The following is a 12464-nucleotide window of genomic DNA, read 5'->3' on the forward strand; positions in this document are numbered from 1 at the left end:
TAGCTATTTTCTTTTTGTCCAAATTGATTCAGAAAAATCAATTGAAGTTTTACAATAAAAGAAGACCAAGAGGCAGACAATAATTGACGAGCTGACTAAAAGAGTAACAGGCCAATTAATTGAGTATATTAAAGAAAACTCTGGCAGTGAATATACTAATAATATAACCCAAAGTATTGTGACATATAAACTAATAATTTGATTAATCTTTGATACTGACATTGGTTTTGAACCAGTAAGAAAGTGGCGAACTCTACCTGATAATCCTTTGATTTTCTGAGGAGAAGCTACAACTTTATATAAAGGCCCTGAAATAGAATCTTCAAGAGAATCGACATGTTTCTCCCAATTCTCCTGCCAAAATTTACTACCTCTATTTACGCAATACCATGAAAAAGAAAAAACCAAACCTAAGCAGCATATCAGTATTGTTAATATTTCTTTAGAGGAGGCTTGAGTCGAAGACAAAGATTGTATTGAGATAAATCCAACTAAGCTGGCTCCTATGAAAGTCCAAAAGTAAGAAGCTCTTTTCCAATATAAATCTATTTCGAACTTGCGGATTTCAAGAGCATAAGTTAAAGCTATTTTATTCTTTTCTGGATCTGACATAAATTCCCGGTGGTAGTCAAAACCACCCAAGCCATTGTTTTCTAACAATTTGAAACTCCTTTAACTTCCAGACTTGTGCTTTAGATTCAAATAATCAGTTTACACACATAAATTTACATGTACTATCAATAAAAACATAGATATAATTAAGACTAATCTTAGTTATTTGGGGAAAGCTATGTATAATCAGACACTTATTGTGGTTTTGGTAGATTCTGATACTAATAGAATCATGGCAGATTATGGCGAAAAAGCAGGGAAAGGAACTCAATATATTTGGTTGAGCATGAGTTGTGAAGACTTTTTTCCTCCACTCGATCAGAGAAATAACCGTGAAAAAGTCGCAGTTTTTACCTACATAAATTTACATTATGTTGATTTGAATGAAACAGACTCTGTTAGAGTTACTCATGAATTAAATAACAACTCCGATTTCCGATTATCCACAGGAGAACTCAAGTTTACCAAATTAGCAAGAACTGGAGATATAGCCTGTATAACACGAATTGGCGAAAGAGATTATGAGTTAAGGCTAATAAGCCAAGAATCATCTCAATTTGAGTATCTAAGCAGATTCGCAACAACTTCAGTCGGATATAAAGGAAAGAGAATTGGTTATATACCAAATGAAAATCTTTATGAGATTCTATAATGGTCATGAGGGCATTTTGCCCTCATTACTATTTTTTCAAAATAATCAATCTTTCGCTATCGATAGAGTTCAACTTATGAAGATCATATCTTTTATAAACTTCTAAAGTAATGTCATCATGTAAAGTCCATCCTACCAATTTCGCAATATCAATAAGATAAGATGGTGTATCTAACTTGAACAACCTGCCACCAAGAGTAGTTGCATTGTGACCAACCACTAAAGCAAATTTAGCATCATATTTCATCATTGAGAAAACATTTTCAAACATTTTTTTCATGTCAGAAAAATATCGGTATACAATAAAAGGCATTGCTTGTCTTCTAAAACCATCTTTATCTGTTAGGCTATTAAACATCTCAATGCATAATTCATGTAAGCTAACAGGGATTTCAAAAGAATTTTCAATCAAAGACTTCATTAAGTCTCTCTTGAGTGATGGAGATAACTCCCGAGAACCTATTAAATCCCGGTCTAATTTCTTTACTTCATCAGGCGAAGCTAAACCAAGCCATATTATGCTAAGTCTCTGTGTATCGATATAAGGTAAAGCTGTAGCATAAGGAGGACTGGTTATTGCACAATCAAATCCTCGAAATCCTTTCAAAGCTTCGCTATCTCTTATATCAATATTAACAGCTTTAGAATTAATACTTCTAAAATTAGTAATATTATGTAGTGATTCTATGTTGTCACAAACCGAATTCACTTTTCGATCAACTGCCTCCCAGAAATTAATTTCTGGCATTTCTGAGGTTCTTCTCCTGATTCTTAGATCCGCAGGCTCCTGTAAAGAATACTCTCTAACTAAATCGCTAACTAAGGCAAACAGTAAGTTACCAAACTTTAAGTTATTAGCTTCTAACACTACAAAACGAAAAGCCTCTAATTTTTTTAAGGTTTCAATTTCAAACCATTTTTTTAAATAAATTAACCTTATATCATTTTCAATAACAAAATCTTTAGCCAAATTCATGGCTGCATCAATGCAATTTCTTGAAAAAGACTTAAACTCTTTGATGTCCATATCCAAAGTGGATAACTTAGCATTACTAATGAAGCAAGCTAATGGATTATAATCGAATCCTACACCTTCTAAATTATTTAAAGCAGATTCATAAAGAGTTGTTCCGCTACCGCAAAAAGGTTCTAATATTTTAGAAGCTTTATCAACCTCTAAAATGTTTAAGATCGAAGAAACAATTTGAGGATTAAATTTACCCTTGTATTCGTGCAATCCATGTGCACCATATCGTGTAGGCTGCCTTTTTTTGTTCCCACTTCTAAGGCAAGATTTTTCTTTGAACTCCTGCAAGGATGCGACAGAAAATCCATCTTCGTTTATTAATCTTAAAAAGGTTAACTTACTAACCTGAAACTTTTGGGCATCATTCAAAGAGTTTAAATTAATACAATAACCAAAGTCAGACTTATGAATCTCTTCTGATGGGAAAACTTTAGCAAGTTCTTTTATTGCGAGCTTTTTTTCGTATTCAAAAAGCTTGTAGTTTGGAAATTTGAAATTTAACATCACTTCTTCCTAAGAACCACAATTGTTTCTTCTTTAATTTTCGCATAAGAAAGATTAAATGATTTCCTATTAGAATTCATATTTCTGTTAAATCTTTCAGAAATATCAAAACCAAGATTTTCTGCTGCTTCAATAATGAGGTCAGCATTATCTATGTTTTTTCCATGAATGATGGATCTGCCTACCACAAAAGCGGCATACCCTCCGACTATAAGCACGGAGTCGATGAGCTTAAGTGTTCCATACATTTGATGGTAGAAATCCCTCTCAGTATGATGATTTTTTTTAAAGAAATGTGCTCTAGCCCCAATTTCTCTTTCTTTAACTTCTTTAGGATCGAAACCCAACCACCACATTCTATATTTATGATAAAGCCAATATTCATATGCATTTGGATAAGGTGGTGAAGTAACGACAAGACCTATTTTTGAATGAATATCATCCGGTGCCACTGTTAATATGTCTTTATTAATAATCTGACATGATAAATCATCATTATAATGTAACAATGAACTGTTTAATTTCTCGCAAGAAATTTCAAATAAATCAAAAACATCTTTAGCATTTAGATTTTTTTCAATAGCAGCATATCGAGTGTCACTTTCCTGGTTAGATGCTTTAACAATAATCGAAGAAAAAGCAACACACAGAGCATCGAAACTATCATGACCAAAGAATTCGTTAATGCTTTTTTTCAATTTTAATAAATTAGTTTGAATATCTAATTTAAACCAATGATTCAAATTAGGAATTAATCCTAACTCATTAATATCAACTTTCTTTGATTTCGCATTAGCTATAACGGCTTTAAAAACTTTTTCGAAATCCACAGGTGTTCTGGATGTCTTAACTTTAGACACCAAACAAGCAATAGGATTCAGATCAACTCCAACACTCGAAAAACCAAGTGACTGTGCAACTTTTAAAGTTGTCCCAGACCCACAGAAAGGATCTAAGATCGATGTGCCTTTTTTACAACCTAAATGATTAATTAGCTGAAACGGAATCTCCGGTATAAACTTGGCAGGATAAGGATGGATTCCGTGAACAGAATCTTTGATAATTTTCTCTTTGAAATCCCAATCCAAGTCAGTAATCAGTTCAGCCATTTGCATCACGCCCTTAAAATTCAACCCTAAAATTTACCATAATTCACAATAGAAAACAATGGGATTTTGCCGTCATTTATATTGGATAATATTATAAATACTTACTATAGTTAAAACAGTTTCACAATCCGATTTGCACACCTCATTTTTCAACTTTCTAAGATTAGTTAAGGAATTTGTAATGGAAAAAATCGAAACTTTCGACGAAAACTATGATGTTTGTGGAGAAATTGACACACAAACAAATAAACCAAAATTATTTGGAATTTCTCTCACAAATTCAACAGTAATTATAAGTCCAATGTTTGGTTCAATTGATGAGGCTCGAAGCCATGCCAGAAGTCTTGTCGAAGAATTTAAAAGAAGAAAATCACAGGCCGTTCTTGATACAAGTAAAAATGAAAGTGGTAAATCTAATGAAAACAGAACAACCGATACTGAAGTTGAAAATAAAGAAATTGATGAACTCTCATCAATTACAGAAAGCATAGAAGAAGAAATAACTGATCATGACCCGTCACCAGTCGTAGATAAACATAAGCCTTCTTCAAGAAGGAAACTGAGTTAGTATTTTTTAGACTTGACGCCTCCTTTATAATATTTTAATTTCAAATAATAAATACTATAATAGGAGGCAGTATGCTAATAAACTTTTTAAGTTTTTTTTCTGGATTCGTCTTTAGTAAATCAGTCAGATAAAAACGGCAGGACACCAATATTTTACTCAAGCGATCCCTTATTCACTGAAATTATGGTTGCTAATGGTGCTAACATTAATCATACAGACAAATTTAATAGGAATTCTTTGTTTTATCCTTGGCCTCAAGATGAAAAAATAATTGATCTTTTTTTTCGAAACGGGATTGACCTGGCTCATTTAGACTGTAATAACTTAACCTCATTTTCTTATTCCCTTTTTTCAATGTTTCCAGAATCTTATATCAAACATATTAACAAATTTAATTTCAAAGAGATTAAAATAGCAAACCTATATTTATCATCAAGCACTGCATTAGAAAAATTGATAGCACAGGGTATTAAAATAAAATTAGAAAGCTCTGTTAAAATTCATTACCCTCCTAAATTATGTAATACTGAACTTCAGGATGTTTTTAAATTACTCATTAAAAATAAAATAGATGTCGAAAACATCCGCTATTTCACAAGCGACTCAATGAAAGTAACATCTCTGTTAAATTATAAAGATCTGACACAGTTAATAAAGTAGCAAACAGTAAAATAGTAAAATAGTAAATAGCAAGGGCTAACCGAGCGATGCTCAGTTGCCTTGCTTTTTCTTCCTTATAGTCAGAAAAAGAAAAAACAACATCAAACCAATACATAATGCATTGACACAATTGCATATTATGATATTCATTTATACATAGCATATGGACTTGCTATAAACCACATAATCAAAAGGAGTTGATATGGGAAAAATTAATAATATGTTTGATGACGAATTCCCTTCGTCGTTCAGTGATGATCCGAAAGCAAAGAAACTACCACCTAACCGCATCCGCAAGCACACAGTAACGGTTCGTCTTAACGATTTTGAACTCAAGCAAGTGAATGACTCTCGGAACCAGCTCAGCAAAAGCTGTTGGCTGAGATCTTCAGCTCTTCAGCAACTCCCTCCAACAGTTCCAGAACCCAACAAAGAAGCCTGGCACCAACTAACGGCTTCACTACAGAAACTCAACGATCTTGGGTCATTCCTTCTTCGCAGAGGGGAAGATGCTCAGCCTCTCTCACAAGAGTTAACTGCTTTGAAAGTGAAGCTGTCGCATGTAAGAGAGGCTCTGCTGACACTCGATAAGTAAACATCCTATATGAAGGGAATGAACAGGATTCGCCGGGGTAAAAACTTTAGTGGGGTCATCTCGTATGCTCTTGCCCCTGCTCCTCATCACAAAAGAGTGCCAATAATAATTGGTGGAAATATTATTGGTTCTTCTGTTGCCGAAATCACCACTGAGTTCATGCGAACTCAGAATCTTCGCTCAGATGTGCAGAAACCTGCTTGGCACAATTCTCTCCGTCTTCCATCTGGCGATTCGTTGACCAATGAGCAATGGAAGCTTTTGGCTGACGACTATATGACTCGCATGGGCTTCTCAAACACTCATCTTCGCTGTTATGTCCTACATGACGATGAAGCTGGTCAACACATACATATCATTGCTTCCCGCATAAATGTTTTGGTGGATGGCCAACTCTATCTCGGTAGGAACGAGAATCTGATAAGCACCCGTATAATCCAAGATCTTGAGAAAGCACACCATCTTACCCAAACTGCTGGCCCTCCGCCTGCCATAACTACTCAGAAGCACAGGAAACTCACCCGTAATGAAAAGATGATGAAGGATAGGACAAAAGCTAAAGTCCCTAAGGAAACGATCCAGGAAGCGATAGATGCGGTTCTCACATTCTTCGATACCATCACTATCGAAGACTTCGTAGGTGAACTGCGAAAGCAAAATATAACTGCAAATCCAAACATAGCCTCAACAGGTAAAATGAGTGGATTCTCGTTCGAGTATCACGGCATTGCTTTCAAAGCTTCACAACTGGGAAAAGCATACAGTTGGTCAAACATGAGCAAGCGAATCATTGTGGCTCAACCAACAGAGGCTATCACTCCTGTATTCACTCCGGTGAATGTTAACTTCCCGATTCTCACTGAGGTTCATTCTACAGCTACTTTAACCCCACTTACGGTAAGTTCCAGTGAACATAGCCGATACCGCTGGTTACAGTGGATACCTTACCTTGAAGAACTTGTTGCAAGTTTAAAAGCTATTGGTTTGACGATTCTCAAGCCTGTTAAGAAAACAGTCCTCATCAAGAAAATCATGGATGAAAGCCCAAAGCCTGTGCAATTTTCAAAAGTGGATTCTCAAGATTTAGTAAGAAAATCGCCCTTCAATCCTGTTTAACTAACTAGTTTTCAGTGAGTTAAAATCAGTCACTAAGTCAAACCTCATAAATATTTTCATTCCTTTTCAAATCGATAGGCAAAAACGATCGATCGTTATTACTGATCAATATATTACTCATGATAGTCATGGGCTATCAAAAGAAAGCGATCGATCGGTACAAATGATTTGCTAGACCCTGTTTCTAAGTCGTAATGTAACTTCAAACGAAACCTCGTAGCACACTGATTTATCGGCAGAATAAGCTGATGCATACGTGCGCCTTCGATTCTGTGAAACTAAACCTGGAAGAACCTATGACAGCAATGACTGAAGTAAAACAGCCCAACTTCCTTATGATGAAAAGAGTGTGGATTGCTATTGCACTTCCGATTGTCATTTTCTATTTCTCTGGTCTTAAAGGTTTGGTTCAGCTTGCAATTGTCTGGGTTTTTGCAAGCATCATGCTCTTGATGTTTGCCTACAAAAAATTTCGAATTAAAAAATGGAATGCAGGCACTAAGGATTTTTTCAATAATAATAATGATGGAATTTGGAGTCATGAATTTGGTCCAACATGGATGAAAATCGATGAACACAAGGGATTAATTCATCTTAAAGAAGAAAACAAACAAAAGAGTTATCCATTTTCCGCTGTAAAAGAGTGGAGGTATAATTTAACTACCAACATGCAACGGACTGGCACCCAAAGAGAACTTGATAGAAAAAATAACTTCCATGAATCAGGATTTTTCATCACCGTCGATGATATTCAACATCCTGAATGGCGAGTTATGTTTTTCCCCACAAGTGGTGATTTCAACTCGCAAGAAGGTTCTCGTAATACAGAAATTCAATTAAAAAGATGGATGCAAGTTTTTGATAATGTGATCAATAAAAATTAAGAAAAAATCATTCTAACATATTTACTAAATTAGGAATAAAAATGTCTTCAACTAATAAAATGACTTTTGTTGCTGGTTTATTTCTTGTCTCTGGCTGTCAAGAATTACAAAGCGGTATTAATGGTATTGATTCTTCCATTCAATCTTTGAATCAAAAGTTATCACCTAACAGTGTTAAGTCAGAAACTAAAGAATTAAATAAATATTCATCAGCCATGAGTGTTAATGGATTAAAAGAAATCTGTGCAGATTACACTGGCAATGCAATGTATGCTGAAAAGAAATGGACAGGAAAAGCCATCTCTATAAAAAATGCAAAAATCATCCGTGTATCAGAGTTTAACAGTGCAAGAACAATGGGTGCAAATGTGCATGGTGAATACGGAATTTTTTTCAAAACCTCTGATACCAACAAATGCTTAGGAAGGTTGCATATCCAATATTACTCTGGTTTAGAAAATGACATTATGAGACTTAAGAAAGGAAGCTCTGTTAATTTGTCTGCTAAGTTCAATGGTTTCACTGACCTCAGCAATTGGAGTGAATACACAGCGACTGAAGGAAGCTCAACCGTAGTTGATCTAACAGGTGTGATTTCAAATCAATAACAATATATTATTGAAGTGGTAAAAGCGTTTTCATTATAAGCATAACCTATTAAAAATGCCACAGGATCTGTTTGCAGAACACTTCCCATTTGTTTGAAGTGAACAGATCCTGTGGCATTTATTATTATAACATAGATAAAGCTTCGCAATCATCTTTGTCAAACTCGTCTTCTCACTTCAACTTTTGGCTTGGCTGAATGGACATGTTCAAAACTCTGTTTTTGACTATTAAATGTTTTCTCAACTTCATATTCATTCCAAATGATATATTCAACTATAAATTTATAGAAATATAAAACACGTTCTAAGCTTATAGTATTTGGTATGGTATAAAAATTGGGACTTAAAATTGCGGAAGATAGAACAGCTATGATATTGGTTGCCCCTTGTAAGTGTGGGTTTTCATAGTCACTTTGATATTTTAAAAAATAGCCAACACAAAAGAGATAAGCATCTTTAACTATTTTTTGCTTATTGCAATTTGATTCATCATATCTAAGAATAAAGCGATTAAGTAGTATCAAAAATCTTTGGTCGGGTAAATATCTGTTTAATTTATTCATAATAAGCATCCTTGCTATTTGTGAAATGTCATCCTGACAAGTAAAGAAATATCATAATATTCAATCATGTCAATAGTTAAAACCTATCAATTAAGTATTTTTCTTGGATAAAGGCTTCTCTAATTGCTCACGGGTAATATGATGAAGCAATGCATTGTATTGCCAAATAATAAATTGTTCAGAAAGTTTGTTGTTAATTTTAGTTAAAGATTCAACTTCTGCCTTTAATCTTTTTATTCTTTGGGCAGCTATTTTTAGGTTAGCAGGTTTGATAATTTCTTTTTCACCGTTTTTTATTTTTAATTTCTTTTCATTAAATACTTCTGCAATCAATTTATGACTGCTAAGTGATTGTCGTGTAGGTCTCTTTCCGACGATCAAAGTTACTTCATCACACAAAGCCTCCCATGAAATCTTTTGGTTTTGAGGCCAAGCATTAATAACATCAATTATATTTTTTTGATCAAGTCTCGATAGATGTTTAGCCATTTAATTCTCCTAAGGTTATAATTTTAATGTGAAATTCTTTCCATTTTTCTGCACCCTGATTGCCTTTTTTAAAATCAGACTCAGCAATCGAGTGAATTTTTTTCTGTAAGCTAATAACTTCTTCTATTTCCGATCCTGATTCATTAGCAGGGTAATACATGCATGGTTGCATTGCATAATTAAGTCTGCAAAGCCCATGCTTGCTCACTAAAGTAGAACCGTTTATTTCTTTATCTTCAACAGGTTTATTATAGAATATCTTTTTTATAGGTATTGCATCTCCAATTTTTTCCAAAGCTTTTGTTTTTACAGCCTGGGCAACCATATGAGCATGTGGTGTGTGATTATAAACACTATTTTGTGCTATACATTGTCTTCCAGACCACCTTGCTAAGTCGAATTCTGACATACCCGCTATTTGTGCCAAGGTGTTTAAAAAATGCCTTATTGAGTGTGTTTTAAAACATGAAATTGAATCACCCTGCCTTTTGGGTCTGGAAAATAATTTTCCATTATTAATGTCAGTATAAATGCATGATCGGGTCGGCTTAATTAATATATTACTGTTTGTTTTAAATAATCCTTGAAATTCAAATCCACTTAGTAAACAAAGAGCATTTGAGTATTTGATCTTTTTTTTCCTGTCATACCAAGGGAAATTATCTGGTGCTTTTTCCCTAAGTGCATTTTTCAGGGAATTAAAAGAGTATGCATAATTGTTAGGATTTAAATTTAGCGAACTCAGCTTTTTTTCCATCGACGAGCCAGATATAAATTCTAAATTCAATACAATACAAACTTGTTCTGCTGTTAGCAAACAATTATCACTAATGTCATTTTTAAGTGAGTTTTTATAAACTACAGATCCCTCCAAATATTTAGCCAATTCCCTACCGCTTTTTGATAAATATCTTAACCTTGCAATGGCTTTTATAGCAACAGGAACCATTGATGATGGAATCCATTTCACATCGCCCTCGTAACCTTTTGATGAAAAGAATCTAATTCCATATTTCTCATAACCGTTACTGTCTGTCTCCCATACTTCGCAGTCCGCTGGTAAAGAAAGAATTTCACTTATTCTACTCGGTGCACACATCAGTAAAGTTAAGACTGAGGAAGTGAACATAACCCTTTTCGAAAGTTCTTTATCATCCAGTGCGAAGACTTTTGCGAGTTCAACTAAAGATAAAGTATCAGGCAACTTGTCATGTCCTGAAAGATTATGATCATAACTTTTAACTTCATATGTTGGCCTTTTAAGAGGATTGAACCATTGCACATATCCTAAATCTGCTAAATTGAACTCCCTCAAGAAATTTTCAATTTCTTTGAGTTCTTTCCCAGCTTGATATGCACTTACCTCAGAGTAAACATGAGTGAAAACTTCCACACACTTATCGAAGACAAAACTATTACAATTATATAATTTTGCCGATTCAAACTCATTCAACAAAACACTTTCCAGTATTTTCAATACACTCATTCTTGGGTTGTAATCCTTTCTTCTTCCATGAGAATGCAAATATTTCATATATGCTTTTGCAAATTGAATAAAATCAGAATCAAGAGGAATGTTGTTTCGCTTTCCCTTAACAAAATTATATTTATAAAAATTATAATACCGATTCCAAGTGAGAGAATCCCATATCATTCTATTATTTTCAATATAGAAATCACCTTCCATTTCTTTTATGAAATTATCTATATTTTTTGAATAGGATAAATTTTTTATTTCTTTAATATCACTTGTTTTGTTCATATTGTCCTTCCCAACTTTCAAAAAACCTACAGTTTTTACAATGAATATTTTTATTCTCAATTTCTGCAACTTGAAAAGTAGCTCTCATAAGATCTTTAAACCTATCTGTATTAATTTCAGATTCTACTCCTAAAAATATTTTTGAGAGTGGTTCCAAAAATACATTCATTCTTTTGTCTATTTCAGAAGCATTGTCAGCATGATTTTTAATGTAAATACCTGAACAAGCTACACTGCTGTGGTCTAATGCTTTTGCAATTGTGTCTATTGAAACACCTTTCCTTGCTAATTCACTTCCTAATGTATATCTAAAACGAGCTGGATTAACCTTTAGTGGCTTGTCAGCTCGTGAAGATAAAACTGGATTTATCCTGAAAAGATTATTTATTCTCTTTGTTAAACTTCGGTTTTTAGAGTGGAGAAAATCAGAATCTAATTTACTAATTAAATCATCCTTATTTGAGCAAAGAGCCAGTTCTCTTCTACTAAAAAACAATGGTAATTCTTTATATAAATCATCGCTCAATCTATCTCCTATTTGTTTCTCAACGGTATTTAATACTAACTTTGAAAGACTATTAAGTTTGCAATATAAAAAATGATTTATTTCAACAGAAGAAAACTCACTTCTGAAATTATATCTTTGTTTAATTCTCGGTATATTTAAATAAAAATCACCATCAATATTCATTATATCCTTGATACGAAGTGAAGAAATTTGCTGTGTTCTTCTTCCTGTATAGATCAGTAATAAAAGAAAGCAATAAGTATCAATCCTTAACTTACCATCATTATTGAGATCGCGTAATTTTTTCAGTATCCTTTCAATTTCACTCTGAGTAAAAGATCCGCAATCAGGATCTTTTCTTTTAACTGAATCACCATAAGTTGCACTCTTGATATATAATTTACCAAGTAGTTGAACTGAAGGGTAATCCACTCCATAATAACCAAATTCATGCCACTTTAAGATGAAGTTTTTAATAATTTTGATTTTGTATTCTTGTTCCTCACCAAGATACGATTTGAACTCCAGAATAGTCTTCTTATCGATTAAGGTTATTCCCAGCTCCTTTACCCAACGAGTAAATATTTGATTGATTTTTCTTGTATGCCCAGAGCTATATTCCATAGCGAAAAAGGCCAATGTTTTGAGATATCCCTCTTGCATTTCTGGCTTTAAATATTGAGTGACATTTTTTGAATATACAATAATATCCTTACTCAGTTTCCATCCATCTTCATTTAAGTAAAAATGATACCCTCTCATCCTTGCATGATAAACATCTTCATTAATTTTATTGTTAACTAACAT

General features: G+C 33.6%; 14 protein-coding genes. 7 read left to right on the top strand and 7 right to left on the bottom strand.

The genetic code is table 11. From position 1 onward, the window contains the following. Positions 1 to 3 precede the first annotated feature (3 nt). Positions 4 to 660 (bottom strand): hypothetical protein, encoded by a 657-nt coding sequence (locus PO881_RS19005; protein ID WP_280172224.1) that lies wholly within the window; start codon positions 658 to 660, stop codon positions 4 to 6. 130 nt (positions 661 to 790) lie between these two features. On the opposite strand from PO881_RS19005, the gene PO881_RS19010 reads away from it, so the two are divergent. After that, positions 791 to 1264: a hypothetical protein gene (locus PO881_RS19010; RefSeq protein ID WP_280172225.1), complete on the top strand. Its 474-nt coding sequence runs from the start codon at positions 791 to 793 to the stop codon at positions 1262 to 1264. Positions 1265 to 1292: 28 nt separating this feature from the next. Here PO881_RS19010 and PO881_RS19015 read toward each other — a convergent pair whose 3' ends face one another. After that, positions 1293 to 2795 carry a DNA methylase gene (locus PO881_RS19015; protein WP_280172226.1) on the bottom strand — a complete coding sequence of 501 codons (1503 nt, stop codon included), beginning with the start codon at positions 2793 to 2795 and terminating at the stop codon, positions 1293 to 1295. Next, positions 2795 to 3904: a DNA methyltransferase gene (locus PO881_RS19020; protein WP_280172227.1), complete on the bottom strand. Its 1110-nt coding sequence runs from the start codon at positions 3902 to 3904 to the stop codon at positions 2795 to 2797. Before PO881_RS19020 ends, PO881_RS19015 begins: the two co-directional genes overlap by 1 nt. A gap of 181 nt (positions 3905 to 4085) precedes the next feature. Here PO881_RS19020 and PO881_RS19025 point away from each other — a divergent pair, with 181 nt between their 5' ends. The 6 genes from PO881_RS19025 to PO881_RS19050 all read left to right on the top strand — a co-directional run bounded on the left by PO881_RS19025 (position 4086) and on the right by PO881_RS19050 (position 8335). After that, a complete protein-coding gene (locus PO881_RS19025) occupies positions 4086 to 4472 on the top strand; it encodes a hypothetical protein (protein ID WP_280172228.1) in 387 nt (128 codons plus the stop codon). Between the two features lie 183 nt (positions 4473 to 4655). Beyond that, entirely contained in the window at positions 4656 to 5132 is a 477-nt protein-coding gene (locus tag PO881_RS19030) for a hypothetical protein (RefSeq protein ID WP_280172229.1), read from the top strand. Positions 5133 to 5334: 202 nt separating this feature from the next. Next, complete coding sequence (locus PO881_RS19035) at positions 5335 to 5727, top strand: hypothetical protein (protein WP_280172230.1); 393 nt, start codon at positions 5335 to 5337, stop codon at positions 5725 to 5727. Positions 5728 to 5745: 18 nt separating this feature from the next. Continuing rightward, positions 5746 to 6843, top strand: a complete 1098-nt coding sequence (locus PO881_RS19040; RefSeq protein ID WP_348273499.1) for a relaxase/mobilization nuclease domain-containing protein — start codon at positions 5746 to 5748, stop codon at positions 6841 to 6843. A gap of 296 nt (positions 6844 to 7139) precedes the next feature. Further along, the gene (locus PO881_RS19045; RefSeq protein WP_280172232.1) at positions 7140 to 7727 is read left to right on the top strand and encodes a DUF4755 domain-containing protein; all 588 of its coding nucleotides are present in this window, start codon (positions 7140 to 7142) and stop codon (positions 7725 to 7727) included. Positions 7728 to 7768: 41 nt separating this feature from the next. Continuing rightward, on the top strand, positions 7769 to 8335 hold the full coding sequence (locus PO881_RS19050; protein WP_280172233.1) for a hypothetical protein: 567 nt from the start codon (positions 7769 to 7771) through the stop codon (positions 8333 to 8335). Between the two features lie 158 nt (positions 8336 to 8493). Here PO881_RS19050 and PO881_RS19055 read toward each other — a convergent pair whose 3' ends face one another. The 4 genes from PO881_RS19055 to PO881_RS19070 form a co-directional block, all read right to left on the bottom strand. Continuing rightward, complete coding sequence (locus tag PO881_RS19055) at positions 8494 to 8898, bottom strand: hypothetical protein (protein ID WP_280172234.1); 405 nt, start codon at positions 8896 to 8898, stop codon at positions 8494 to 8496. A gap of 90 nt (positions 8899 to 8988) precedes the next feature. After that, entirely contained in the window at positions 8989 to 9387 is a 399-nt protein-coding gene (locus PO881_RS19060; RefSeq protein WP_280172235.1) for a hypothetical protein, read from the bottom strand. After that, the gene (locus tag PO881_RS19065) at positions 9380 to 11149 is read right to left on the bottom strand and encodes a hypothetical protein (RefSeq protein ID WP_280172236.1); all 1770 of its coding nucleotides are present in this window, start codon (positions 11147 to 11149) and stop codon (positions 9380 to 9382) included. Before PO881_RS19065 ends, PO881_RS19060 begins: the two co-directional genes overlap by 8 nt. Next, positions 11133 to 12464, bottom strand: a complete 1332-nt coding sequence (locus PO881_RS19070) for a tyrosine-type recombinase/integrase (RefSeq protein WP_280172237.1) — start codon at positions 12462 to 12464, stop codon at positions 11133 to 11135. The genes PO881_RS19065 and PO881_RS19070 overlap by 17 nt, the downstream gene beginning before the upstream one ends.

It is taken from the genome of Pantoea sp. SS70 (assembly GCF_029866845.1).
GTDB classification, from domain to species: Bacteria; Pseudomonadota; Gammaproteobacteria; order Enterobacterales; family Enterobacteriaceae; genus Pantoea; species Pantoea leporis.